Source organism: Pseudomonas kuykendallii (assembly GCF_900106975.1).
Classification (GTDB): domain Bacteria; phylum Pseudomonadota; class Gammaproteobacteria; order Pseudomonadales; family Pseudomonadaceae; genus Pseudomonas_O; species Pseudomonas_O kuykendallii.
On sequence record NZ_FNNU01000001.1, the window covers coordinates 365,104 to 391,059 of the forward strand.

Sequence of the window (25,956 nt, forward strand, 5' to 3'; positions counted from 1 at the left end):
TGAAGCGCGACCCACCCTGCGAAACTCCGCCCGGTGGGTTACGCGGCTTTCGGCATCGGAGTAGGCCGGCGTATCGAGCGATGCCGCCAATCCACCCTACGAAATCGCCTCGCACACACCGTAGGGTGGGTTAGCCGCGCCCGCGAGGGGTCGGGTTCCCCCAAACGCCTGTGCGGCGTAACCCACCGGACGCTACCACGGCCAGCGCTGCGCACAAGGCCCGTAGGGTGCGCCGCGCGCACCAAAGCACCAAAACCAAAGCCCCACGCCGCCACCGGCAAAGCCGGTAGAATTGCGCCTCACCCCTCGCCGGCTGGACCCGCATGCGCCTCTCCCGTTTCTTCATCGACGCCCCGCTCGCCCTCGGCCAGCACGAACTGCCCGAGGCCCAGGCCCATTACCTCGGTCGCGTGCTGCGGCTGAACGCCGGTGCCGCCGTGCAGCTGTTCGATGGCAGCGGCTTCGAGTACCTCGGCGAACTGGTGGAGGTCGGCAAGAAAAGCGTGCGCGTCGAGCTGAACGAGCGCGTCGAGGGGCAAGCGGAATCTCCGTTGCGCGTGCACCTCGGCCAGGGCCTGTCGCGCGGCGAACGGATGGACTGGGCGATCCAGAAAGCCACCGAGCTGGGGGTCGCCGAGATCACGCCGATCTTCAGCGAGCGTTGCGAAGTGCGCCTGAAGGACGAGCGCGCCGACAAGCGCCTGGCCCACTGGCGCCAGGTGGCGATCAGCGCCTGCGAGCAGTGCGGCCGCTCGCGGCTGCCGACGATCCATTCGCCGCTGCCGCTGGCGCAGTGGCTGGAGCAGACGCCGGCCGACCTCAAACTGGTCCTGCATCCCTTCGCCGAGCCGCTGAGCAGCCACGCCAAGCCGACCAGCCTGGCCTTCCTCATCGGCCCCGAGGGCGGCCTCAACGACAACGAAGTCGCCAGCGCCAGCCGCGCCGGCTTCCACCCCGCGCGGCTCGGCCCGCGCGTGCTGCGCACCGAAACCGCGCCAGTGGTGGCGCTGGCCGTGGCCCAGCAGTTGTGGGGCGACTTCTAGCTGAGATATCCGCGGCTGATAAAGGAAGCTCATCACGCGGGTTGCACCCGCCCTACGAAGCCAATATGGCCACTCCGGTCCGCTATGGGGGCTTCAGCCCACCGGGGTTCGTCGATGCCGGGGTGGTGGGCTGAAGCCCACCCTACGCACGCCCCTGCAGGAGCTCGCTCGCGATCAACGCGCCCAAAAGCATCGCCAGCAAGCTGGCGCCTGCACTCCCGTAGGGTGGGCTTCAGCCCACCAGCACCCGACTCCCCCACGGCCCCCACGAAAAAGCCCCGCATCGCGGGGCTTTTTCAGGCATCGGCTCAGTGCCGGGCGACTTCGCCGCCTTTCTTCTTCAGGTAGTCGTCGAACAGCTGGTTGGTGTTGCCCAGCGACATCAGGTGCGCATAGATCCAGCCGAGGAAGCCGGACCTGTGCAGATCGAGCACCTGCTCGTCGGCGAGGCCGAGGAACTTCGCCTCGTCCACCGCCTGGAAATCGCTGAGCACGAAGGTTTCGCCGCTGGCGTGGGTGAGCGTCAGGGTGCGGCTGGAAAGCAGCTGCAGTTCGTTGAGCTTGGCGACGAACAGGCGGGTGCGCTCCATCTCGGCGGTGAAGTTCTGCAGGAACTGGATCATCTCGTCGAGGAACTCGCTGTTGCGCCCCTCGGCGTCGAACAGCTCGCGGCCGGTTTCCTCGTTCCAGCCGTCGTAGGCGGCGTCGAAGCAGACGGTGAAGGTGGCGTCGTCCTGCGCCATGACGAACGGGTAGCGGCGGACGAAGGCCGGGATGTAGGTGTTGGCCTGCCACTGATGCTCGCCGTCGACGTAGCCGTTATGGCCGTCCTTGAGGCCCAGCAGGGCGATCGGCATGGCCTTGTCGCCCTCGCCGATGAACACCAGCGGGTAATGCCGCGCCGCCTGGAAGAACTCCAGCCCGGCCACCGGGACCAGGTGGGTGGCGGCGGCGAATTCGCAATTCTGCGCGGTCCGCAGCTTGAGCGTGCGGTGTTCCTCGCGGTTGAGCGCCTTGATTTCCTTGTAGAGCAACAGGGTGGTCATGAATGACTCCTGGGTCGGTGGACGGTCGAGGCGGGAGCGCCCGCCTGAGGGTTCTGACGGTCCTAACCATAGCAAGGGTTCCCGCAGGCGAAAGCCGCGCTGCCCTACCTGCGCTCCATCCAGTTCACGAACTGCTCGGCGACCAGCGGCCGGCTGAAGTGGTAGCCCTGGCCCAGCGCGCAGCCGTGCTCGCGGAGGAATTGCAGCTGGCTGGACGTTTCGATGCCCTCGGCGACGCACTCCAGCCGCAGGTTGGCGGCGATCAGCAGGATGGTTTCCACCAGCAGCAGGTCGCTGGCTTCGCCGTTCAGATCGAGGAAGCTGCGGTCGATCTTCAGCCGGTCCAGCGGCAGCCGCTTGAGGTAGGTGAGCGACGAATAGCCGGTGCCGAAATCGTCGATGGCGAAGCGCACGCCGAGGGCCTTGAGCTCCTGCATGGCATCGATGCAACGTTCGGCATCCTCCAGCAGCACGCCTTCGGTGATCTCCAGTTCCAGCGCCGAGCCGGCCAGCCCGTGGCGCTGCAGGCAGTCGCCGACGCGTTGCGCGAAGCCGGCCTGGCGCAGCTCACGCGGGCTGACGTTGACCGCCATGACCAGGCGCGGCCAGCGCCGGTGCCACTCGGCCAGCGTGGCGCAGGCCTGCTCCAGCACCCACTGGTCGAGTTCCTGGACGAGCCCGGTTTCCTCGGCCAGCGGGATGAAGGCGGCCGGCTCGATGTCGCCGCGCTCGGGATGATTCCAGCGCAGCAGCGCTTCGACCCCGCAGACCTCGCCGCTCTCCAGCGCCAGTTGCGGCTGGTACTCCACACGCAACTGATGGCGCGCGATGGCCTGGCGCAGCTCGCTTTGCAGCTGCAGGCGCTTGTCGATGGCATCCTGCATCTCGGGGGCGAAGAAGTGCAGCGCATTGCGCCCGCCGAGCTTGGCCCGGTACATCGCGGTGTCCGCCTGCTTCAGCGCGTCGGTGGCGAGCTGCGCGCCGATGGGATGCAGGGCGATGCCGATGCTCGCGCTGGCCGACAGCTCGTGGCCGTCCACCACGCAGGTTTCCACCAGGGACCTGAGCAGCTTCTCGCCGACTTCGGCGGCGTACTTGGCGGCCGCCTCCGGCTGCGCCGCGAGGCCTTCGAGCAGCACCACGAACTCGTCGCCGCCCAGCCGCGCCAGGGTGTCCTCGGTGCGCAGGCAGCGCGCCAGGCGCGCGGTGACCTCGCGCAGCAGCGCATCGCCAACCGGATGGCCGAGGCTGTCGTTGACCGTCTTGAAGTGGTCCAGGTCGATGAACAGCAGCGCGCCGAAGCGCTGCTCGCGCTGTTCGCGGTCCATCGCGTGCTGCAGGCGATCCAGCAGCAGGCGGCGGTTCGGCAGGCCGGTTAGCTCGTCGCTGTAGGCCAGCCGCTCGATTTCGCGCTGGTAGCGCTGGCGTTCGGAAATATCGGTGATGCTCAGGCGCAGCAGCGGCTGTTCGCCGCCCGGCAGGCGTACCAGGCGCACCTCGCAGGGCCGCACGCGGCCGGCGCGGTCACGGATCAGCCAGTCGAACACCGGCACCTCGCCGGCGAGTGCGGCCCGCAGCAGGTCGACCGCGACCGTCTGCGAGGCGCGTCCGTCGGCCTGTTGCGGCGGGCTGAACTCGACCGGCTGGCGGCCGAGCAGTTGTTCGCGCGGCAAACCGGTGAGCCGCGAGGCGTTGCCGTTGACCTCGACGATGCCGTTCTTCGCATCGAACATCATGATCGCCTCGGGCGCGTGCTCCACCAGCGTCTGGTAGCGCGCCTCGGCCTCGCGTCGCTCGGTGATGTCGGCCAGCAGCGCCAGGCAGGCCTGCAGGTGGCCCTCGGCGTCGCGCACGGCGCGCAGGCTGAGGCGGGTGAAGACGACGCTGCCGTCGGGACGAAGGAAACGTTTCTCCATCTCGTAGTCGTCGCGCTCACCAGACACCAGCTCGGCGAACAGCACCGCCTCGTAGGCCAGGTCGTCCGGGTGGCTTACCTGGCTCCACGGCGCCGCGTGCAGCGCCTCGAGGCTGCGACCGAGAATCTGGCACAGGCGCAGGTTCATTTCGCGCCACTGCTGCTGCGGGCCGAGCATGGCCATGCCGATCAGCGGGGCCTCGAAGAACAGCCGCAGCCACTCGTCGCGCTCGCGCAGCTGCTGCTCGGCGAGGCGCCGCGCGCTGACGTCCTGGATCGCGCCATAGATGCGCACCAGCTGCGTACCGTCGCGCTCCACCAGGCCGTTGATGCGCACCCAGCGCGGCGTGCCGCGGCCGCCGACGAGGCGGGTTTCCAGGTCGAAATCGTTGCCGGAGACCAGCAGCCCGGCCATCGTCTGCTTGAGCAGCTCGCGGCCCTCGGCATCGAAGAGCCCGAGCACGCGCTGGTAGCTCGGCGGGCCGTCGAAGGCGTCCACTTCGAGGATGCGCAAGCAGCCCTCGCTCCAGAACATGCGCAGGTCCGGGTACTCCAGCACCCAGCCGCCGATGTCGGCGATGGCTTCGGTCTGCGCCAGCAGGTGAGCCTGGCGCAGCAACTCACCGCGGCGTTCGTCGAGCTCGCGGGAGAGCCGTTCGCGGATCGTCACGTCCTGCTGCAGCGCGAGAAAATGGCTGACGCCTTCGGCATCGCGAATCGGCGCCAGGGTCAGCTCGTTCCAGAACGCCGCGCCGTCCTTGCGGAAGTTGCGCAGCACCACCTGGCAGGGCTCACCGCGCTGCAGCGCCCGGCGCAGTTGCTGCATCTGCACCTGCTGGCCGTGGTTGCCGCAGAGGAAGCGGAAATCCCGCCCGAGCACCTCGCTTTGCGCATAGCCGCTCATCCGCTCGAACTGCGGGTTGCAGTAGATCAACGGCAGGTCGGCGTGCCGCGCGTCGGCGATGGTCAGGCCCAGCGGCACCGCCTTCAGCGCCTTGTCGCTCATTCCGGGAACCGGCGAAGCCGACGACGGCAGCGCATCGACCGCCGCCGCGCGCAGCCAGCCGCGGCGCCGCAGCGCGGGGCTGAGGCCGGCCAGCAGCGGAATGCCGAGCACCACCATGAGCAGCCCGCGGGCGGCCCAGTGGCCTTCCTTGAACGGTTTGATCGACTGCCACAGGAAGGTCGTCAGCGCCTCCTGGTGGCCACTGACGAAGGTCGCGACGATCAGCGGCAGCACCACGCCCAGGCCAAGAAACTGCGCCCAGTTGCGCGGGCCGCGCAGCGCGGGGTCGAACGGCCGACCGCTCAGCAGCAGCCAGCCCAGCCCGCAACAGAGCGTTTCCGGAATCGCCAGGAACGGCGCCCAGGCCCATTCGCCGAGGCTGATACCGCTCACCAGCACGCCGTTGAGATAGACCAGCGGCAGTACCCGCGCGCCCCACCAGAGGCTGAACACCAGGCCCAGCGCCAGCGACGGATACCACAGCGGCAACGCGTCGGGGCTGCTCCAGGCCAGCGCCGCGGCGCTGGAAAGCAGCAGCAACGGCAGCGGCAACCAGCGGGTCCAGCCAGGCAGGCGGTCGGATCGGGCGGCGGGCATGAGACCTCGTCGGGGAAATGCCGTATCAAAGCGGCTCCGAACCACGGCGCGGCAGGAACGGGTTCGAGGGAGTGGCGAAGAAAGCGGGGGCCTAGGCTAATGGGCGGCGCGGAAGCCGTCCAGACAAACCAGAGAGCAAGAATTGCGCCGTATCGGCGGCGTGATTGAAGGCTGCGACATCGGTACGTCGCGCGCCGCTAGACCGCGTCGCGCGGCAGCACCAGCCCCAGCGGCAGGCGAACCCGCGCCTCCAGCCCGCCGCCGGCACGGTTGCGCAACTCGACGCTGCCGCCATGCAGCGCGGCGATGCGCTTGACGATGGCCAGGCCCAGCCCGGTGCCGCGCCCGCCGCGGGCCCGGTCGCCGCGGATGAACGGGTTGAAGATCTCGCCCAGTTCTGCCTCGTCGATGCCTTCGCCGCGATCGAGCACGCTGAGCACCACGTAGGGCGCGGTGAAGTCGTCGGCCACGTAGGCCGCGACCTCGACGCCGTTGCCACCGTGGTTGAGGGCGTTCTCGATGAGGTTGGTCAGCAGACGCTTGATCGACACGCGACGCAGCGGGAACGGCGGTATCCGCTCCAGGCACAGGCGCACGTGCTCGCCGTTCTGGTTGAACGGCGCCACCGTTTCGGCGACCAGCTCGCCAAGGTCGAGCTGCTCCACCGGCTCGTCGCGGCCATCGCGGATGAAGGCGAGGAACTGGTCGAGGATGGCGTTCATGTCCTCGATGTCGCGGACCATGTCTTCGGTCAGTTCGGTGTCGCTGTCGAGCAGCTCCAGCGCCAGGCGCAGGCGGGTCAGCGGCGTGCGCAGGTCATGCGAGACGCCAGCGAGCATCAGCTCGCGCTCGCGCGCCGCCTGCTCGACGTCCTCGGCCATCTGGTTGAAGGCGCGGTAGACCTCGGTCATCTCGCTGGGCGTATCGCCCACCGGCAGGCGCACGCTGCGGCCCTGGCCGAGCTGGCGGGTGGCGTCGACCAGACGCTTGAGCGGCGCGTTGAGCTGGCGCACGAAGATCCACGCGGCGGCAGTGGACAGCAGGCCAATGCCGAGGAACCAGCCGAGCACGCTCCAGATGCGCTGGCCGCGCAGCGGATGTGCGTACATCGGCACCTTGATCCACTCCGGACCGAGCGCCGGCGCGCGCACCCACAACGCCGGCGGGCTCTGCACGCGCACCCGTACTTCGGTGTCGGCGCCCAGTTCGACCTGCATCTGCCGCTGGAACACCTCGCTGTAGGGCCAGTGCTGCTCGCCCGGCGGGAGGATTTCCTGCGGGACGATCTTCAGCCCGGCGGAATCGGCGATCCGCGGACGATCGGCGGAATCCGCCGCCCAGTAGGCGCGCAGGGTCAGCGCCGCGCCATGGCTGTACTGCCGGTCCACCAGCATGTCCTCGTTCATCATCAGGTAGACCAGGGTCAGCGCCTTGGAGAACAGCACGACGACGAGCACCAGCCAGAGGGTGCGGGCGAAGAAGCTTTGCGGGAACCAGACAGGGGTTTTCATGACGGGAAGCCAGAACGGCGCAGCGCCGGTCGCGGGAAGGGTCGCTCGGCGCGCGAGCGGGAGGGCCGGGCGGCGGACGAGGCGGGCCTCGTCCGCCGGGCGATCACTTGTTGCCGTCCGGTACGAACACGTAGCCGACGCCCCAGACGGTCTGGATATAGCGCGGCTTCGACGGGTCCGGCTCGATCAACCGGCGCAGGCGGGAGATCTGCACGTCGATGGAGCGCTCCAGGGCGTCCCATTCGCGGCCGCGGGCGAGGTTCATCAGCTTGTCGCGGGTCAACGGTTCGCGAGCGTGCTGGACCAGCGCCTTGAGCACGGCGAACTCGCCGGTGGTGAGCATGTGCACCTCGTCGCCGCGCTTGAGTTCGCGGGTCGCCAGCGACAGTTCGTAGTCGCCGAAGGTCACGGTTTCCTCTTCGCTGCCCGGCGCGCCCGGCACCAGCGGCACCTGGCGGCGCAGCACGGCCTTGATCCGCGCCATCAGCTCGCGCGGGTTGAAAGGTTTGGCCAGGTAGTCGTCGGCGCCCTGCTCCAGGCCCTGGATGCGGCTGCTCTCGTCGCCCTTGGCGGTGAGCATGATGATCGGCACCTGGTTGTTCGACTCGCGCAGCCGGCGGCAGGCGGACAGGCCGTCCTCGCCGGGCAACATGAGGTCGAGCACCACCAGTTGGAACAGCTCGCGGCCGAGCAGGCGATCCATCTGCTCGACGTTCTCCACGGCGCGTGCGCGGTAGCCCTGCTCGGTGAGGAAGCGTTCGAGCAGGCGGCGCAGGCCGGGATCGTCGTCGACGATGAGGATCTTTTCGCCTTCGGCGGCAGGGGCAGTGCTGTTCATGGAATCTCCAAAAATCCATCCGGGCGGCATTATGGCGTAGTCGCGAGACGCGGGAACGTCAGCCATTGTTAGCAGATTTTTCGCTGTCTGGCGGCGCTGGCGCACGTCACAGGCCGGCCACGGCGTGTCGTCGCCTGTCCGCCACCTGCCGTTCGCGGGCGCCGCTCGTGTTTATAATGCCGGCCTTTCGCGCAGGCACGGCCTGCTCTTCTTGTCTGATTCAGGTGGTTCATGGACAGCATCAGTACCCGCATCGCCAACGAGCTGGGCGTGCGCCCGCAACAGGTCGCCGCCGCCGTGGCTCTGCTCGACGAGGGCTCCACCGTGCCCTTCATCGCCCGCTACCGCAAGGAAGTCACCGGCAGCCTGGACGACACCCAGCTGCGCCATCTGGAAGAACGCCTGCGCTATCTGCGCGAGCTGGACGAGCGCCGCGCGGCGATCCTCGCCAGCATCGAGGAACAGGGCAAGCTGACGCCGGAACTGACCCGCGAGATCAACCTGGCCGAGACCAAGACGCGCCTGGAAGACCTCTACCTGCCCTACAAGCAGAAGCGCCGCACCAAGGGCCAGATCGCCCTGGAAGCCGGCCTCGGCGAACTCGCCGATGGCCTGTTCGGCGACCCGACCCGCGACCCGGAAGCCGAAGCCGCGCGCTTCGTCGACGCCGAAAAGGGTTTCGCCGACGTCAAGGCGGTGCTCGAGGGCGCCAAGTACATCCTCATGGAACGCTTCGCCGAGGACGCCGACCTGCTGGCGAAACTGCGCGGCTTCCTCAAGGACAACGCCACCCTCGCCGCGCGCCTGGTGCCCGGCAAGGAAACCGAAGGCGCCAAGTTCAGCGACTATTTCGAACACGACGAACCCTTCCGGAGCGTGCCGTCGCACCGCGCCCTGGCGATCTTCCGCGGGCGCAACGAAGGCGTGCTGAGCGCCGCGCTGAAGGTCGGCGAGGAGCTGCCCGGCAGCATGCACCCGGGAGAAGTGATGATCGGCGAGCGCTTCGGCATCGCCAACCAAGGCCGCGCGGCCGACAAATGGCTGGCCGAAGTGGTGCGCTGGACCTGGAAGGTCAAGCTCTATACGCACCTGGAGACCGACCTCTTCGGCGAGCTGCGCGACGCCGCCGAGGACGAGGCGATCAGCGTCTTCGCGCGCAACCTGCACGACCTGCTGCTGGCCGCCCCGGCCGGCCCGCGCGCCACCCTCGGGCTCGATCCGGGCCTGCGCACCGGCTGCAAGGTCGCCGTGGTCGATGCCACCGGCAAGGTCCTGGATACCGCCACCGTCTACCCGCACGCGCCGAAGAACGACTGGGACGGCACCCTCGCCGTGCTCGCCAGGCTCTGCGCCAAGCATGGCGTCGACCTGATCGCGATCGGCAACGGCACCGCCAGCCGCGAGACCGACAAGCTCGCTGGCGACCTGATCGCCAAGGTCCCGGGCCTCAAGCTGACCAAGGTGATGGTCAGCGAGGCCGGCGCCTCGGTGTATTCCGCCTCGGAGCTGGCGGCCAAGGAATTCCCCGGCCTCGACGTCTCGCTGCGCGGCGCGGTATCCATCGCCCGCCGCCTGCAGGACCCGCTGGCCGAACTGGTGAAGATCGATCCGAAATCCATCGGCGTCGGCCAGTACCAGCACGACGTCTCCCAGCTCAAGCTGGCGCGCTCGCTGGACGCGGTGGTGGAAGACTGCGTGAACGCCGTCGGCGTCGACCTGAACACCGCCTCCGCCGCCCTGCTGGCGCGGATCTCCGGGCTCAACGCGACGCTGGCGCAGAACATCATCGCGCACCGCGACGCGCATGGCGCCTTCGCCAGCCGCGACGACCTGAAGAAGGTCCCGCGCCTGGGCGAGAAGACCTACGTGCTGGCCGCCGGCTTCCTCCGCGTGATGAACGGCGACAACCCGCTGGACGCCTCGGCCGTGCACCCGGAAACCTATCCGCTGGTGCAGCGCATCGCCGCCGACACCGGCCGCGACATCCGCTCGCTGATCGGCGATTCGAGCTTCCTCAAGCGCCTCGACCCGAAAGCCTTCACCGACGAGTTCTTCGGCCTGCCGACCGTCACCGACATCCTCCGGGAACTGGACAAGCCTGGCCGCGACCCGCGCCCGGAGTTCAAGACCGCGACCTTCCAGGACGGCGTCGAGAGCCTCAACGACCTGCAGCCGGGCATGCTGCTCGAGGGCGTGGTGACCAACGTCACCAACTTCGGCGCGTTCGTCGACATCGGCGTGCACCAGGACGGGCTGGTGCACATCAGCGCGCTGGCGGAAAAGTTCGTCAAGGACCCGCGTGAGGTGGTCAAGGCCGGCGACGTGGTCAAGGTCAAGGTGATGGAAGTGGACATCCCGCGCAAACGCGTCGGCCTGTCCATGCGCCTGGGCGACACGCCGGGCGAGAAGGTCGACGGTCCGCGCGGCGGCCAGGGGCGCGGCAGTCGCCCGGCGCCGGCCACGCGCAGCGAGCCCAAGGCGGCCGCCGCGGCGCCCAACGCGGCGATGGCGGCGCTGTTCGCCAACGCCAAGCAACTGAGGAAGTAGGCATGACCCGACAAGTCGAAGCGGTGGGCAGCAGCAGCGCCTTCGGGCGCCTGCTCGGGCTGGAGATCATCAAGGCCGAGGCTGGCGAGGCGCGCCTGCGCCTGCGCATGCACGAGGGCCTAAGCAACGTGCGCGGCATGCTCCACGGCGGCGCGCTGTTCTCGCTGATCGACACCGCCATGGGCCAGGCCAGCCACAGCCTGTTCGGTGGCGAAGCCGCCGCGGTGACGCTGGAGAGCAAGATCAACTACATCCGCGGCGTGAGCGAGGGCGAAGTGCTCTGCCGCGCCTGGGTGGTGCATGCCGGAAAGCGCACCCAGGTGATCGAGGCCGAGGTGCATCAGGGCGATAAACTGATCGCCAAGGCGCAGTCGACCTTTGCCGTCCTCTGAGTCGGCGGCGCCGGTCGCCGCCACCCCACTTCACGGCCAGACGTCGACGTCACCGTTCCTCCCCTTGTAGAGCGAAAGGCCCACCCCCATATTGGGGCGACCGTCGCGTGAAGGAATTGCAATCTTGAGCGAGCTTTTGACCCGCCGCCTGGCCCTGCTAGGCGCGCCCGCCCACCTGTCGCTGCTCACCCGCAGCCTGCATGGCATCGAACGCGAGACCCTGCGCGTCGATCGCGACGGACGCCTGGCGAAGACCGGGCATCCGGCCGCGCTGGGCTCGGCGCTGACCCATCCGCAGATCACCACCGACTATTCCGAGGCGCTGCTGGAGTTCATCACCCCGGCCGAGCCCGACCCCCGCGCGACCCTCGCCGACCTCGACGCGATCCATCGCTTCGCCGCCAGCCAGCTCGATGGCGAATACCTGTGGAGCCCGTCGATGCCCGGCGCGCTGCCGGAAGAGGCGCAGATTCCCATCGCCGAATACGGCAACTCGCTGATCGGCCGCCTCAAGCACGTCTACCGCAAGGGGCTGGCGCTGCGTTACGGCAAGACCATGCAGTGCATCGCCGGAATTCACTACAACTTCTCCCTGGCCGACGAGGTCTGGCCGCTGCTGCAGGCCGACGAAGTGCCCGGCGACACGCGCAGCGCGCGCGACTACCAGTCGGCGCGCTACATCGCCCTGGCGCGCAACTTCCGCCGCTACAGCTGGCTGCTGATGTACCTGTTCGGCGCCTCGCCGGCGCTGGACGCGAACTTCCTCCGCGGCCGCCCGCACGCCCTGGAACGCTTCGACGACGACACCCTTTACCTGCCCTGGGCGACCAGCCTGCGGATGAGCGACCTGGGCTACCAGAGCAGCGCCCAGTCCGGTCTGACGCCCTGCTACAACGACCTGCCCAGCTACATCGAGAGCCTGCGCACCGCAGTGGCGACGCCCTACCCGCCGTACGCCGAGGTCGGCACCAAACGCGATGGCGAGTGGCTGCAGCTGAACACCAACATCCTGCAGATCGAAAACGAGTACTACTCGACGATCCGCCCGAAACGGGTGACCTACACCGGCGAACGACCGATCCAGGCGCTCAGCGCCCGCGGCGTGCAGTACGTCGAAGTGCGCTGCCTGGACATCAACCCGTTCCTGCCGCTGGGCATCGACCTCGCCGAAGCGCGCTTCCTCGACGTGTTCCTGCTGTTCTGCGCGCTGGAAGACAGCCCGCCGCTGGATGGCAGCCACTGCCAGGGCTGCACCGACAACTTCCTCACGGTGGTCAAGCAGGGCCGGCGCCCGGGCCTGCTGCTGCGCGGCGAAGACGACCAGCCGGTCGAGCTGAAGACCTGGGCGAACGACTTGCTGCAACGCTTCGAGGCGATCGCCGAACTGCTCGACGCGGCCAGCGGCAGCGACGAGCATCGCCAGTCGCTGCAGGCGCAGCGCGGCAAGGTCGCCGACCCTGACTCGACGCCGTCGGCGCGGGTGCTGCGCGAAATGCGCGAGCGCCAGGAAAGCTTCTCGGCCTTCGCCCTGCGCCTGTCGCGCGAGCATGACGGCTACTTCCGCAGCCATCCGCTGAATGCGCAAGAGCAGGCGCGCTTCGAGAAACTGGCCGCCCAATCCATCGCCGACCAGGCCGAACTGGAGCAGACCCAGGTGGGCGACTTCGACACCTTCGTCGGCGCCTACCAGGCGAGCATCCTCGGCCTGAGCCACTGACGCCGGACTGCGTCCACCCTACGACACCCATAGCAGGGTGGATCAGACCGTAGGGTGGGCGCTCACGGGCCGCACGAACCGTAGGGTGGGTTAGCGGCATCGCACGACATCTCAGCCCTCCCCGACTCCCCCGCCGCGTAACCCACCGGGCGGAGCCCCGCCCAGCCCCGCAAGACGGATGCAACGCGTCCCGGGTTTCGTCCTCAGCGCGGGCGGATGCCGTCGAGAATCAGCGCCTGAAGGCTGCCCAGCACTTCCTCGAAGAAATCCGGGTCGCTCAGCGTGCGGCCGGTGATGGATTCCACCTGGACGCGGAAGTCCGCGTAGTGCTGAGTCGTCGCCCATAGCGAGAAGATCAGGTGATAGGGGTCGATCGGCGCCAGCCGGCCGGATTCGCTCCAGCGGCGGATCACCTCGGTCTTGGCGTGCACCAGATCGCGCAGCTCATGCTCCAGCTCGCCGCGCAGCAGTGGCGCGCCCTGGATGATCTCCAGGCAGAACAGCCGCGACGCCGCCGGTTCGTCGCGCGACAGTTCGAGCTTGAGGCGGATGTAGCCGCGAATCGCCTCCAGCGGCTCCATCTCCACGCTCAGCGCGCGCAGCGGCGCCAGCCAGACGCTCATCAGTTGGTGCAGCACCGCCAGGTAGAGGTCTTCCTTGCTGCCGAAGTAGTACAGCAGGTTGGTCTTGGAGACGTCGGCACGGGCAGCGATCTGATCGACGCTGGTGCCGTGCAGGCCGAACTGCGAGAACAGCGCGATGGCCGCCTCGGTGATCGCCGCGCGCTTGCTTTCCATCTGCCGCTCGCGCCGCGCCAGGGTCGCTGCGCTGGCCGTGCGCGACGCCTTCTTGCGGATCGCTGGCGCGTGCTCGGCGCCGGACGGGTGGTCCTGGGTCATGCGGCCCTCCTGTTCGGCCAAAAGCGCCTGGGCGAGGCGCCGGGCGGGGGCCGCCACCATAGCCAAAACGGCGGGGACTGTCAGGCCGACTGAATGCGACCGACTTGACGGCGATCATGGACAGATCCGGATTCGTGCGTCTTTTTCGGGCGGCACGCACAAACCAGGTGCTCTATAGCAGACCATTTGGTCCACTCTAACGCAGAGGTTTAACCCAACCTCCTGTTTTCGCTGGATTTTTCTTTTCTGGCACAGTCCATGCTCTCTTCCCTGCGACACATCGCCGCGAGCAGGCGCCGTGAACATGCCGGCATCGCTCGTCAACACGCGCAATCAAGGGGTTATCGTTATGAAAGTTGGCGTCTTCATTCCCATCGGCAACAACGGCTGGCTGATCTCCGAGACCGCCCCGCAGTACATGCCGACCTTCGAGCTGAACAAGCAGATCGTCCAGCGCGCCGAGCACTACGGCTTCGATTTCGCCCTGTCGATGATCAAGCTGCGCGGCTTCGGCGGTAAGACCGAATTCTGGGAGCACAACCTCGAATCCTTCACCCTGATGGCCGGTCTCGCCGCCGTCACCAGCAAGATCCAGCTGTTCGCCACCGCCGCCACCCTGACCCTGCCGCCAGCCATCGTCGCGCGCATGGCCTCGACCATCGACTCGATCTCGGGCGGCCGCTTCGGCGTCAACCTGGTCACCGGCTGGCAGCGCCCGGAGTACTCGCAGATGGGCATGTGGCCGGGGGACGAGTTCTTCTCAACCCGCTACGAGTACCTCGGTGAGTACGCCCAGGTCCTGCGCGACCTGTGGAGCACCGGGCACAGCGACCTGAAGGGCAAGTACTTCACCATGGAAGACTGCCGCGTCAGCCCGAAACCCCAGGCCGACATGAAGATCATCTGCGCCGGCTCCAGCGACGCCGGCATGGCCTTCTCCGCGCAGTACGCCGACTACAACTTCTGCTTCGGCAAGGGCGTGAACACCCCCGCCGCCTTCGCCCCGGCCACCGAGCGCCTGCTCGCGGCCACCGCCAAGACCGGTCGCGAGGTCAATTCCTGCGTGCTGTTCATGGTCATCGCCGAGGAAACCGAAGCCGCCGCCCGCGCCAAATGGGAGCTGTACAAGGACGGCGCCGACCAGGAAGCGCTGAAGTGGCTGGGTGACCAGGCCGCGGTGGACACCCGCTCGGGCAGCGACACCAACGTGCGGCAGATGTCCGACCCCACCTCGGCGGTGAACATCAACATGGGCACCCTGGTGGGCTCCTTCGAGCAGGTCGCGAAGATGCTCGACGAAGTGGCGGCGGTGCCGGGCACCGAGGGCGTGATGCTGACCTTCGACGACTTCATCGAGGGCGTCGAGAAGTTCGGCCAGCGCATCCAGCCGCTGATGAAGAGCCGCAGCGCCGTCGTGGAAACCCTGAAGGAGATCGCCTGATGAGCGAGAAAAGCGTATCCGGCTACGAACTGCCGGTGGACGCCAGCGCGCCGCTGACCCTGCCGGCACGCCCGGAACCCCTGCAGCTGCGGCCCAGCCAGACCGCGCTGATCGTGGTCGACATGCAGAACGCCTATTCGACCCTCGGCGGCTACCTCGACCTCGCCGGCTTCGACGTCTCCTCCACCGGCCCGGTGATCGAGAAGATCCAGGTCGCCCTCGACGCCGCGCGCGCCGCCGGCGTGCAGGTGATCTTCTTCCAGAACGGCTGGGACAAGGAGTACGTCGAGGCGGGCGGCCCCGGCTCGCCGAACTGGCACAAGTCCAACGCGCTGAAGACCATGCGCCGGCGCCCCGAACTGCAGGGCACGCTGCTCGCCAAGGGCGGCTGGGACTATGACCTGGTCGACCAGCTGAAGCCGCTGCCCGGCGACATCGTGATGCCGAAACCACGCTACAGCGGCTTCTTCAACACGCCGCTGGACAGCATCCTGCGCGCCCGCGGGATCAAGAACCTGGTGTTCACCGGGATCGCCACCAACGTCTGCGTCGAATCGACCCTGCGCGACGGTTTCTTCCTCGAATACTTCGGCGTGGTCCTCGCCGACGCGACCCACCAGGCCGGCCCGCCGTCGGCCCAGGAAGCGGCGCTGTTCAACATCGAGACGTTCTTCGGCTGGGTGTCCTCGGTCGACGACTTCTGCACCACGCTCAAGCAACCGAATCATTAACCGAGGTCGTTCAGAAGCGTAGCGAGCGAAGGACGGGCAAGGCGGAGAAAACCGAGGACGCGGAGTTTACGAGCTGTAAATGAGCAGTCCGAGGTTTTCTCCAACGCAGCCCGCCCGAGCGCAGCAGCTTCTGAGCGATCTCTGAAAACCAGGAAGCCTTGCCATGCCCAAACAATCGATCATCCCGCCGGGAACCGGCAAACCCCTCGCCCCCTACGTACCGGGCTCGCTGGCCGACGGCATCCTCTACGTCGCCGGCACCCTGCCGCTGGACAAGGACGCCAACGTGGTCCACGTCGGCAACGCCACCGAGCAGACCCGCCACGTGCTGGAAACCATCAAGGGTGTCGTCGAGGCCGCCGGCGGCACCATGGACGACGTCACCTTCAACATGATCATGCTCAAGGACTGGGCCGACTACGCGGCGATCAACGCCGTCTACGCCGAGTACTTCGCCGGCGAGAAGCCGGCGCGCTACTGCATCCAGTGCGGCCTGGTGAAACCCGAGGCACTGATCGAGATCGCCTCGATCGCCCACGTCGGCAAGTGATGCGCTGCCCGGATGCGCCCTGAGCGGCGCATCCGGCGGCTCGAGGACCCTCCATGCACTACGAAATCCACGGCAATCCCGACGCCGGGCAGACCGTCCTGCTGTCCTCCGGCCTTGGCGGCTCGGCGGGCTACTGGACGCCGCACCTGGCCGCGCTCGGCGAACGTTTCCGGGTGATCAGCTACGACCAGCGCGGCACCGGGCGCAGCCCCGCCGAGCTGGCCGAGGGCTACTCCATCGCCGACATGGCCGACGAGGTGCTGGCCCTGGCCGACGACCTCGAATTGACCCAGTGCGACTTCGTCGGCCATGCCCTCGGCGGCCTGGTCGGCCTGCAGGTCGCCCTGCAACGCCCCGGCCTGATCCGCCGCCTGGTGCCGATCAACGCCTGGGCCGCGCCCAACGCCCACAGCGCGCGCTGCTTCGACATGCGCATCGCGCTGCTGAAGAACACCGGCCCGGCCGCCTACGTGGCCGCGCAACCGATCTTCCTCTACCCGCCGAGCTGGATCGTCGCCAACGGCGAACGTCTCGAGGCGGACCTGGCCCACGCCCTCGCGCACTTTCCCGGCGAGGCCAACACCCTGCGGCGGATCGCGGCGCTGCGCGCCTTCGACATCTCCGCGCGACTGGCCGAGATCGACGTGCCGACGCTGGTCATGGCCAGCCGCGACGACAGCCTGGTGCCCTGGACCCAATCCGTGGCCCTGGCCGAAGGCCTGCCGAACGCCCGCCTGGACGTGCGAGACTTCGGCGGCCACGCCTTCAACCTGACCGAACAAGCGGCGTTCGAAGCCAGCCTGCTGGACTTCCTCCAGCAAGCGGCCTGAAACGCCCGGAGAACACCATGAGCCTTGCACTCGACGAAAAAGCCCTTGCCACCCTGTTCAGCGAAGCCCGCACCCACGGCAGCTGGCGCGACCAGCCGGTGAGCGACGAACAACTGGCCGAACTCTATGCACTGACCCGCATGGGCCCGACCTCGGCCAACTGCAGCCCGGCGCGCTTCGTCTTCGTGCGCAGCGCCGAAGGCAAGGAAAAGCTCAAGCCGACGCTGTCCTCGGGCAACCTGGACAAGACCATGAGCGCGCCGGTGACGGTGATCGTCGCCTACGACCGCGAATTCTACGAAGCTCTGCCGCGCCTGTTCCCGCACGGCGATGCGCGCAGCTGGTTCACCTCCAGCCCGGAATTCGCCGAACAGACCGCGCTGCGCAACAGCTCGATGCAGGCCGCCTACCTGATCCTCGCCGCCCGCGCGATGGGCCTGGATACCGGGCCGATGTCGGGTTTCGACCGCGCCAAGCTCGACGCAGCCTTCTTCGCCGGCAGCACCTGGACCGCCAACCTGCTGATCAACCTCGGCTATGGCAACCCGGAGAAACTTTACCCGCGCCTGCCGCGCCTGGCCTTCGAAGAAGCCTGCACGCTCGCCTGACCGACTCGCCCCGCGGGGCAAGGAGATTTTCATGCTCAGCCATTCCGTCGCCGCCTGCGCCAACGACCTGCCGCCCCGCGTGCTCAAGCACGACTATCGCGATGCCATGGCGCGCCTGGGCGCCGCGGTGAACGTGATCACCACCGACGGCCCCGGCGGGCAAGCAGGCTTCACCGCCTCGGCGGTGTGCAGCGTGACCGACGAACCGCCGACCCTGCTGGTCTGCCTCAACCGCGGCGCCTCGGTCTACGACGCCTTCCTGGCCAACGGCGTGGTCTGCGTCAACGTCCTGGCCCACGGCCAGGAAGCGCTGTCCAACCTGTTCGGCGGCAAGACCTCGATGGCCGAGCGCTTCGCCGCCGCGCAGTGGGGCGAACTGGCCACCGGCGCACCGGTACTCGACGGGGCACTGGTCTCCTTCGACTGCCGCGTCGCCGAAACCACCCAGGTCGGCACCCACGACATCCTGTTCTGCGAAGTACTCGCCATCCGCCACGGCGAGCCGGGCAAGGGCCTGATGTACTTCGAACGGGCCTACCACGGCCTGGGCATCTGATTCCACGCCCGCAGATGCAGGGTGGATCGGGGCGCGTAGCCGACGCTTCTTTCATCCACCGTTGCGCCACCCGGTGGATCGATAAGGCGCGATCCACCCTACGGGGTTCCACCGCCTACGCCGCCTTTCGACCCGCACCGGGCATGTGACCGGCGAGGGGAACGGCATCTACGACCCGGAAAGCTCGCCAGCTTCCACCCCGATACCGCGCAAGATCAGCCCCTGGACACTGGCCAGGGCCTGCTCGAAGAACGCCGGATCGTCCAGCGTGCGACCGGTGATCGACTGCACCTGGACCGAGAAATCGGCGTAATGCTGGGTCAGCGCCCAGAGCGAGAAGAACAGGTGATGCGGGTCCACCGGCTGCAACCGGCCGGCAGCGACCCAGGCGCGAACCACCCCGGCCTTGGCATCCACCAGTTCGCGCAGAGTTCCTTCCAGCGCCGGTTTCAGCAACGGCGCGCCCTGGATCATCTCCAGGCAGAACAGCCGCGACGCCTGCGGGTGATCGCGCGAGTTGATCATCTTCAGGCGGATGTACTGGGCGATCGCCTCGGCCGGGTCCTGCTCCGCGCCGATCGCGCGCAGCGGCGCCAGCCAGAGGTCGAGCAGGTTGCTCAGCAGATCGATGTACAACTCCTCCTTGGAGGCGAAGTAGTACAGCAGGTTGCTCTTCGACAGGCCGGCGAGGCTGGCGACCTGATCCAGACTGGTTCCGTGCAGCCCGTAACGCGAAAACAGATCCAGCGCGGCCGCCTGGATCGCCTCCTGCTTGGGTGTTCCGGGTAGGCTCTTTTTACTCACCGTCGAACTTCCTTTGCTGCGGAAAGTTCACCACCGAAGAGGCGACGAAGTTATGGGAACGCCCCCGTTGAATAACCCACATCACGCCGCGCAACAACCCTTTTAAAATGCGGGTTAATTATTTACGACGCAATGCGCCGAGCGATCACCCCGCACAAAACAGGGTAGGCAATACTTTGGTGCGCGGCAGTCCCAATGCGGTGCACCGCCACCCCGACCACGGCGCGGCAAAACGCCGCCAACCTCACCTTTAAAACCAAATAAATCAAACAGATATGCGTTTTTGTCCATTTGGTCAAAATTGGCATACCGGTTGCTATTCAAAGAGGCGGCAAAATGATTATAAAAGCAACTCGAATAGCCTTAGTCGTGCACTTTTAAGTTCACGTAACTTCAGCTGCCCTCGATCAACTTTCCCACGACCGGAGAGTAGAAATGACGCTGTTGTATGTGCCCATCATCGACCTCGAACCCTATTTCGAAGGCACTCCGGAAGGGAAACAGAAAGTTGCCAGGGCGGTGGATCAGGCCTGCCGGGATATCGGCTTCCTGATCATCAAGAAACACCGGATTCCCCGCGAACTCATCGAGCGCGTATCGCGCCTGAGCCAAGCCTTCTTCGACCTGCCGCTGGCGGAAAAACGCAAGGTCGACCGCCCGCGCCCGGACCAGGTGCGCGGCTTCTCCGCGGTGGCCGAGGAGAGCCTCTCCTACAGCACCGGCGAGGCGGCACCGGGCGACCTCAAGGAATCCTTCTCGGTCGGCCCGAGCAACGTGCCCGACGAGCCCTACTACAACGGCGCGGACGCCGGCCCGCACTTCGCGCCGAACGTCTGGCCGAGCACCCTGCCGGGCTTTCGCGAAGCCTATGAAGAATACTTCGCCGCGATGAGCGAACTGGCGCTGCACATGATGCGGCTGTTCGCCCTCGCCCTGGAGTTGCCCGAGCACTACTTCGACGACAAGGTCGACCGTCACATCAGCATGTTCCGCGTGCTCAGCTACCCGCGCCTGACGCAGCCGCCCGAGGACGGCCAGTTCCGCGCCAGCCCGCACAGCGACTACGGCAGCATGACCATCGTGCTGCCGGACGCCGGCGGCCTGCAGGTGCGCAACAAGGCCGGCGAATGGGTCGACGTGCCCTTCGAGCCGGACGGCTTCGCGGTGAACATCGGCGACCTGATGATGCAGTGGACCAACGACCGCTGGATCTCCACCGTGCACCGGGTGATCGTTCCCGAGCTGGAGCAGCCGAGCAACGCGCGGCGCCAGTCGCTGGTGTTCTTCCACCAGCCCAACTACGACGCCCTCGTCGAATGCCTGCCGAGCTGCCTCGCCGACGGCGAAACGGCGAAGCACGCACCGATCAGCTCCGGCGATCACCTGCGCTCGAAATTCGTCAAGCAGACCACCTTCGGCGGCACCAAGAGCGAGGTCGCGTAAGCCATGGCCACGCTCTCCTACGTCAACGTCTTCGCCCGCGACGTGGTCGCCCTCAGCGGCTTCTACCAGAAGGTGTTCGGCTTCGCCGAGATCGAGGCGATCCGCTCGCCGATCTTCCGCGGGCTCGACACCGGCAAGTCGTGCCTGGGCTTCAACGCGCCGGACGCCTACGAATTGCTCGGCCTCGCCGACCAGGCCGAGACCCGCGGCATCAAGTTCCTGCTGAACATCGACGTCGACAGCCAGGCGGACGTCGACCTCCGGGTACCGCTGGCCCTGGAGGCCGGCGCGACGCTGATCAAGGCGCCCTACACCACCTATTACAACTGGTACCAGGCGGTGCTGCTCGACCCCGAAGGCAACGTGTTCCGGATCAATTTCATGCTGTAGGGCCGCGCAAACGCTCGACAGCGCACATTTCGCCCCTCTCCCATTCATGGGAGAGGGTTAGGGAGAGGGCGGTTTTCCCCTCTCCCCCAGCCCCTCTCCCGTAAACGGGAGAGGGGAGGAATGCACACCACCTTCACTCCCGGAGACGACGCAATGCACAAATGGATTCAGAGAAGCCTCTACAGCGCCGTGCTGGTCAGCGTGGCCGGCGTTGCGATGGCCGATGACGGCTTCACCCTGGAAGGCCCGCCGAAGATCGCGATGATCTACTTCGATGCGAAGAACGATGGCGGCTGGACCCAGGCCTTCGACGAGGCACGGGTGAAGATCGAGAAGGAGCTGGGGCAGAAGATCCAGTTCGTCGAAAAAGTCCCGGAGAGCGCCTCGGCGATCAAGCCGGCGGCCGAGCGCTTCATCTCGCGCGGCGCCAACATCGTCATCGGCACCGCCTTCGGCTACTCCGACACCTTCAAGGAACTCGCCGAGAAATACCCCAGGGTGGCCTTCCTCAACGGTTCCGGCACTACCAACGGGCATAACCTCGAATCCTTCTACGGCCGTACCTACGAGACCCACTACCTGTGCGGCATGGCGGCCGGCGCGGCGTCGAAGACCGGCAAGCTGGGCTTCGTCGCGGCCAACCCGTTCGGCGTGGTCAACTGGACCGTCAACGCCTACGAGATGGGCGCCAAGCAGATGAACCCGAATGCCACCACCACGGTGATCTACACCGGCGCGTGGAACGACCCGGTGAAGGAACGCGCCGCCGCCATGGCGCTGATCGACCAGGGCGCCGATGTCATCGGCCAGCACGTCGATACCCCGACCCCGCAGATCGTCGCTCAGGAGCGCGGCGTGTACGGCACCGGCCACCACCGCGACCTCAGCCAGTTCGCCCCGGATGCGACCATCTGCTCGGCGATCTGGACCTGGGACAAGTTCCTCGTCCCGGAGCTGAAGAAGATCGCCGCCGGCAACTGGAAGCCGGCGCCCTACGGTGCCTTCATGACCATCCCCGAGGGCGGCGGCGACATCGCCTTCGGCAAGGTCGGCCTGAGCGAGGAAGCCAAGGCGAAGATCATGGCCGAGCGCCAGGCGATCATCGACGGCAAGCACATCTACGCGGGGCCTTTGGTCGACCGCGAAGGCAAGGAACGCGTGCCGGCCGGCAGCACCCTGTCCGACGCCGACCTGTGGAAGATGGACTGGTACGTACCCGGCGTGATCACCCAGAAATAACCCTCGCCAACGGGGACCGCGCCGCGGTCCCTTTGCCAATGGCTTCGTGCGCGAAGCCATTGGCAAAGCCGCTCCAGAGGTTTCCTCCACGGGCGGCCGCACGCCTCCGCTCTATCCCGAGAATCCAAATGCCCAACGCCCTGCAACTCACCGGCGTCAGCAAGTCCTTCGACGGCTTCAAGGCCCTTTCCGACGCCAGCTTCACGGTCAAATGGGGCGAGGTTCATGCCCTGCTGGGCGAGAACGGCGCCGGCAAATCCTCGTTGATGAACATCGCCGCCGGGCTCTACGCGCCGGAAACCGGCGAACTGCTGATCGACGACAACAAGGTCCAGCTCAAGGGCCCGGCGGATGCCGCGCGCGAGCGCATCGGCATGGTCCACCAGCACTTCAAGCTGGTGAAGCCGTTCTCCGTGGCCGAGAACATCCTGCTCGGCCTGCCGCGGAGCGACGGCAGCCACCGCAAGCGCCTGCGCGAGACCGAACGGCTGATCGCCGAGAAGGCCGAGCAGATCGGTTTCTCCATCGACCCGAAGAAGACCGTGGCGGACCTGTCCATCGCCGAGCAGCAGCGCGTGGAGATCCTCAAGGTGCTGCTCGCCGGGGCGAAGATCCTGATCCTCGACGAACCCACCGCGGTGCTCACTGACCAGGAAGGCGAACGCCTGCTGTCCACCGTGCAAGGCCTTGCCCGGCAAGGCGCGGCGGTGATCCTGGTGACCCACCGGATGGCCGACGTGAAACGCTTCGCCGACCGCGTGACGGTGATGCGCGGCGGCCGCACGGTGGAAACCCTCGACCCGCAGCAGGTCTCCATCGCCGACCTGGTCAAGCTCACCGTTGGCGAGTCGCTACCGGCGCCGGCGCATGCGCGCAGCGAACCGGGCCCGGCCCTGCTCAGCGTGCGCGGGCTGAAATCCCCGGAGATCGGCGGCCGACGCATCCTCGACGGCATCGACCTGAGCCTGCGCGGCGGCGAGATCTACGGCATCGCCGGGGTCGGCGGCAACGGCCAGAGCGAGCTGGCCAACGTGCTGATGGGGCTGCCCGAACCCAGCGAGGGCGAGATCGCCCTGGAAGGCTTCGGCGACCTGCGCACCGCCGACATGGACCAGCGCCGCGACCTGCGCATCGCCGCGATCCCCGCCGACCGTTACGGCCTGGCGCTGGCCGGCGGCCTGTCGATCGCCGAGAACTTCGCCATCGGCCAGGTCCACAGCGGCCGCTACGGACCGTTCTGGCTGCTGCGCGAAGGCCGCGCGCGGGAAGAGACGCAGGCCGCCGTGGAACGCTTCGACGTGCAGGGCGTGCGCAACGTCCGCCAGAAGGCCGCGCTGCTCTCCGGCGGCAACGCGCAGAAGCTGGTGATCGCCCGCGAGTTCTCCCGCGAGCCGCGCATCGTCCTCGCCCACAGCCCGAGCCGCGGCCTCGACGTGCGCGCCGGTGCCGCCGTGCACCAGCGCCTGCTGGCTGCGCGCGACAGCGGCGCCGCGGTGCTGCTGATCAGCGAGGACCTCGACGAAGTGCTGGCCCTGGCCGACCGCATCGGCGTGATGAGCGCCGGCAAGATCGTCGCCGAATTCGAACGACCCGCCGATCGCCAGGCGATCGGCAAAGCCATGGTGGACCATGTCTGAGCTTTCCAACGCAACCCGACCCACGTCCGCGCCGAAGCGCCAGCCGCTGACCAGCCGCCGCTACGCCCTGGAAATCCGCCAGCAGATGGCCTGGCACTGGCAGGCGCTGATCCTCGCCGTATCGCTGATCTTCGGCCTGGGCATCTCCGCGGCCATCCTGATCGCCGCCGGCGTCCCTGGCGGCGAGCTGCTCGACGAGTTCGTCATCCTCACCCTGTTCGATGCGCAGAGCCTGCGCGCGGTGCTGTTCCAGGCCGCGCCCATCGTCATGGTCGGCATCGCCGGCTGCCTGGCGTTCCGCGCGCGCTTCTGGAACCTCGGCCTGGAGGGCCAGATGATCTGGGGCGGGATCGCCGCCACCGCCATCTCGCTGTTCGAGGTCGGCCCGGAATCCACCCGCCTGGCGCTGATGTTCGTCGCCGCCACCCTCGCCGGGCTGGCCTGGGCGCTGGCGCCGGTGCTGCTCAAGCTGAACCTCAAGGTCAACGAGATCATCTCCACCCTGATGCTCAACTACATCGCCGCCAACTTCCTCCTGCACCTGGTCTACGGCGCGTGGAAGGACCCCAAGGATTCCTTCCCCTATTCGCCGCAGTACCGCGCCTTCGAGCGCCTGCCGGAGATGTTCGACGGCTACAGCATGGCGATTCCGCTGGCGGTGCTGGTGGCGCTGTTCGCCTGGTGGTTCGTCGGCGTCTGCCGCGCCGGGCTGTACCTGCGCTTCGTCGACGCCAACCCGCGTGTCGCCGATGCGGTCGGGGTGCCGGTGCGCAAGGTGATCGTCGGCACCGTGCTGCTCTCCGGCGGCCTCGCCGGGATCGCCGGCTTCGTCGTCGCCGCCGGCCAGGAAGGCCGCCTGACCCAGGCGTTCTACCAGGGCTACGGCTTCTCCGGCATCCTCATCGCCTTCCTCGCGCGCAACAACCCGCTGGCGGCGACCATCGTCGCGCTGCTGGTGGCGACCCTGTTCGTCGCCGGGCGCAACCTGCAGGTGTTCTACCAGATCCCGTTTTCCATGGTTCAGCTTATCCAGGCGCTGATCGTCATCTGCGTCGCCTCCTCGGACTTCTTCATTCGCCACCGCATCCGCCGCATCGCCGGGAGGGAAAGCTGATGGACCTGCTCGCCAGTTGGCTCGGCAACGTGCCCGATTTCGCCGTGCCCTACGCCCTCGCCGCGCTGGGCCTGATTCTCACCGAGCGCGCCGGGGTGCTCTCGCTCGGCGCCGAGGGCCTGCTGCTGGCCGGGGCGCTGGCCAGCATCGGCACGCAGCTGGCCTTCGGCGTGGCCGGCCTCTCGCTGCTCGCCGGAATGGCTGCCGCCGCGCTGGTGTCGATCCTCTTCGCCGTGATGGTGATCGTCCTGCGGGTCAACCAGGTGATCGCCGGACTGACCCTGGTGTTCTTCTGCCAGGGCCTCACCAGCCTGCTCGGCACGCTGCTGGAATGGACCAACCAGCCGATCCGCGGGCTGCCCGCGCTGGCCCTCTGGCCGCTGTCCGAGCTGCCGCTGGTGGGCAAGCTGTTCCACCAGAACCTGATGGTCTACCTGACCGTGCCGATCTTCCTCGGCGTGGTCTGGTACCTCAACCGCAGCACGTCCGGCCTGCGCCTGCGCGCGGTGGGCGAGAACCCGCAGGCGGCCGATGCCGCCGGCATCCCGGTGCTCGCCTACCGCTTCGCCGCGGTGATGGCCGGCTCGGCGCTGGTCGGCCTGGCCGGCGCCTACATCGCCGTGCTGAGCACCAAGATGTGGATCGCCGACATGAGCGGCGGGCGCGGCTGGATAGCCGTGGCGCTGGTGATCTTCGCCCGCTGGTCGCCGTGGAAGGCACTGGCCGGCGCGGTGCTGTTCGGCTGCATCGAGGCGCTGATCCCGCAACTGGCCGCCGCCGGGGTGCGCCTGCCGCAGTATTTCGTGCTGATGACGCCCTATGCGGTGACCCTCGGCGTGATGATCTGGGTCGCCCTCGGCGGCCGCCAGAACAATGCGCAGCCCGGCGCGCTGGGCGAACCCTATGTGCGCGAGGAACGGCGCTGAACGACTGAACGGGGCCCGTCTTTTACTTCGCTGTCAGGCGCGGCACCGCACGGTGGATCGATGAAGCGCGATCCACCCTACGAAAGCGTTGAGTTGCGGATGACGCGCCGATCATAGCCACTGCACCGATCGGCTTTTCGTAGGGTGGATGTCGCTTTTCACATCCACCAGGGCGC

At 67.6% G+C, this 25,956-nt stretch carries 22 protein-coding genes; 16 read left to right on the forward strand and 6 right to left on the reverse strand.

Annotated elements, in window-relative coordinates; all coding sequences use genetic code 11:
* The first annotated feature begins 323 nt into the window (after positions 1-323).
* The gene (locus BLV15_RS01595; protein WP_090224034.1) at positions 324-1,043 is read left to right on the forward strand and encodes a 16S rRNA (uracil(1498)-N(3))-methyltransferase; all 720 of its coding nucleotides are present in this window, start codon (positions 324-326) and stop codon (positions 1,041-1,043) included.
* Positions 1,044-1,351: 308 nt separating this feature from the next.
* On the opposite strand, the gene BLV15_RS01600 is transcribed toward BLV15_RS01595, so the two are convergent.
* The 4 genes from BLV15_RS01600 to ompR all read right to left on the reverse strand — a co-directional run bounded on the left by BLV15_RS01600 (position 1,352) and on the right by ompR (position 7,956).
* Positions 1,352-2,089, reverse strand: coding sequence for a SapC family protein (locus tag BLV15_RS01600; RefSeq protein ID WP_090224036.1), 738 nt, complete (start codon positions 2,087-2,089; stop codon positions 1,352-1,354).
* Positions 2,090-2,193: 104 nt separating this feature from the next.
* Entirely contained in the window at positions 2,194-5,607 is a 3,414-nt protein-coding gene (locus BLV15_RS01605) for an EAL domain-containing protein (protein WP_090224038.1), read from the reverse strand.
* Positions 5,608-5,804: 197 nt separating this feature from the next.
* On the reverse strand, positions 5,805-7,118 hold the full coding sequence (locus BLV15_RS01610) for an ATP-binding protein (protein ID WP_090224040.1): 1,314 nt from the start codon (positions 7,116-7,118) through the stop codon (positions 5,805-5,807).
* A gap of 103 nt (positions 7,119-7,221) precedes the next feature.
* Positions 7,222-7,956 carry an osmolarity response regulator transcription factor OmpR gene (gene ompR, locus BLV15_RS01615; RefSeq protein ID WP_090224042.1) on the reverse strand — a complete coding sequence of 245 codons (735 nt, stop codon included), beginning with the start codon at positions 7,954-7,956 and terminating at the stop codon, positions 7,222-7,224.
* A gap of 231 nt (positions 7,957-8,187) precedes the next feature.
* Between ompR and BLV15_RS01620 the strand changes: the two genes are divergently transcribed.
* From BLV15_RS01620 to gshA, 3 genes are all read left to right on the forward strand, one after another.
* Positions 8,188-10,503 (forward strand): Tex family protein, encoded by a 2,316-nt coding sequence (locus tag BLV15_RS01620; RefSeq protein ID WP_090224043.1) that lies wholly within the window; start codon positions 8,188-8,190, stop codon positions 10,501-10,503.
* A 2-nt stretch (positions 10,504-10,505) separates the two neighbouring features.
* Positions 10,506-10,895 carry a PaaI family thioesterase gene (locus BLV15_RS01625; protein WP_090224045.1) on the forward strand — a complete coding sequence of 130 codons (390 nt, stop codon included), beginning with the start codon at positions 10,506-10,508 and terminating at the stop codon, positions 10,893-10,895.
* A gap of 124 nt (positions 10,896-11,019) precedes the next feature.
* On the forward strand, positions 11,020-12,612 hold the full coding sequence (gshA, locus tag BLV15_RS01630) for a glutamate--cysteine ligase (protein ID WP_090224047.1): 1,593 nt from the start codon (positions 11,020-11,022) through the stop codon (positions 12,610-12,612).
* A gap of 203 nt (positions 12,613-12,815) precedes the next feature.
* Here gshA and rutR (BLV15_RS01635) read toward each other — a convergent pair whose 3' ends face one another.
* Entirely contained in the window at positions 12,816-13,511 is a 696-nt protein-coding gene (gene rutR / locus BLV15_RS01635) for an HTH-type transcriptional regulator RutR (RefSeq protein ID WP_090224049.1), read from the reverse strand.
* Positions 13,512-13,860: 349 nt separating this feature from the next.
* Between rutR (BLV15_RS01635) and rutA the strand changes: the two genes are divergently transcribed.
* The 6 genes from rutA to rutF all read left to right on the forward strand — a co-directional run bounded on the left by rutA (position 13,861) and on the right by rutF (position 18,227).
* Positions 13,861-14,952 (forward strand): pyrimidine utilization protein A, encoded by a 1,092-nt coding sequence (gene rutA, locus BLV15_RS01640; RefSeq protein ID WP_090224051.1) that lies wholly within the window; start codon positions 13,861-13,863, stop codon positions 14,950-14,952.
* Positions 14,952-15,683 carry a pyrimidine utilization protein B gene (rutB, locus tag BLV15_RS01645; protein WP_090224053.1) on the forward strand — a complete coding sequence of 244 codons (732 nt, stop codon included), beginning with the start codon at positions 14,952-14,954 and terminating at the stop codon, positions 15,681-15,683. Before rutA ends, rutB begins: the two co-directional genes overlap by 1 nt.
* A gap of 163 nt (positions 15,684-15,846) precedes the next feature.
* On the forward strand, positions 15,847-16,233 hold the full coding sequence (gene rutC / locus BLV15_RS01650; RefSeq protein WP_090224055.1) for a pyrimidine utilization protein C: 387 nt from the start codon (positions 15,847-15,849) through the stop codon (positions 16,231-16,233).
* A gap of 53 nt (positions 16,234-16,286) precedes the next feature.
* Positions 16,287-17,063 (forward strand): pyrimidine utilization protein D, encoded by a 777-nt coding sequence (gene rutD / locus BLV15_RS01655; protein WP_090224057.1) that lies wholly within the window; start codon positions 16,287-16,289, stop codon positions 17,061-17,063.
* Between the two features lie 17 nt (positions 17,064-17,080).
* Positions 17,081-17,671: a malonic semialdehyde reductase gene (locus BLV15_RS01660; RefSeq protein WP_090224059.1), complete on the forward strand. Its 591-nt coding sequence runs from the start codon at positions 17,081-17,083 to the stop codon at positions 17,669-17,671.
* 31 nt (positions 17,672-17,702) lie between these two features.
* The gene (gene rutF / locus BLV15_RS01665; RefSeq protein WP_090224061.1) at positions 17,703-18,227 is read left to right on the forward strand and encodes an NADH-dependent FMN reductase RutF; all 525 of its coding nucleotides are present in this window, start codon (positions 17,703-17,705) and stop codon (positions 18,225-18,227) included.
* A 168-nt stretch (positions 18,228-18,395) separates the two neighbouring features.
* Here rutF and rutR (BLV15_RS01670) read toward each other — a convergent pair whose 3' ends face one another.
* Positions 18,396-19,031 carry an HTH-type transcriptional regulator RutR gene (gene rutR / locus BLV15_RS01670; RefSeq protein WP_090224062.1) on the reverse strand — a complete coding sequence of 212 codons (636 nt, stop codon included), beginning with the start codon at positions 19,029-19,031 and terminating at the stop codon, positions 18,396-18,398.
* Between the two features lie 435 nt (positions 19,032-19,466).
* Here rutR (BLV15_RS01670) and BLV15_RS01675 point away from each other — a divergent pair, with 435 nt between their 5' ends.
* The 6 genes from BLV15_RS01675 to BLV15_RS01700 all read left to right on the forward strand — a co-directional run bounded on the left by BLV15_RS01675 (position 19,467) and on the right by BLV15_RS01700 (position 25,780).
* Positions 19,467-20,474: an isopenicillin N synthase family dioxygenase gene (locus BLV15_RS01675; RefSeq protein ID WP_090224064.1), complete on the forward strand. Its 1,008-nt coding sequence runs from the start codon at positions 19,467-19,469 to the stop codon at positions 20,472-20,474.
* Positions 20,475-20,477: 3 nt separating this feature from the next.
* Entirely contained in the window at positions 20,478-20,864 is a 387-nt protein-coding gene (locus BLV15_RS01680; protein WP_090224065.1) for a VOC family protein, read from the forward strand.
* A gap of 153 nt (positions 20,865-21,017) precedes the next feature.
* Entirely contained in the window at positions 21,018-22,103 is a 1,086-nt protein-coding gene (locus tag BLV15_RS01685; RefSeq protein WP_090224067.1) for a BMP family ABC transporter substrate-binding protein, read from the forward strand.
* Positions 22,104-22,231: 128 nt separating this feature from the next.
* Positions 22,232-23,740: an ABC transporter ATP-binding protein gene (locus tag BLV15_RS01690; protein ID WP_305087626.1), complete on the forward strand. Its 1,509-nt coding sequence runs from the start codon at positions 22,232-22,234 to the stop codon at positions 23,738-23,740.
* On the forward strand, positions 23,733-24,854 hold the full coding sequence (locus BLV15_RS01695; protein ID WP_090224069.1) for an ABC transporter permease: 1,122 nt from the start codon (positions 23,733-23,735) through the stop codon (positions 24,852-24,854). Before BLV15_RS01690 ends, BLV15_RS01695 begins: the two co-directional genes overlap by 8 nt.
* On the forward strand, positions 24,854-25,780 hold the full coding sequence (locus BLV15_RS01700; RefSeq protein WP_090224071.1) for an ABC transporter permease: 927 nt from the start codon (positions 24,854-24,856) through the stop codon (positions 25,778-25,780). The genes BLV15_RS01695 and BLV15_RS01700 overlap by 1 nt, the downstream gene beginning before the upstream one ends.
* Positions 25,781-25,956: the final 176 nt, after the last annotated feature.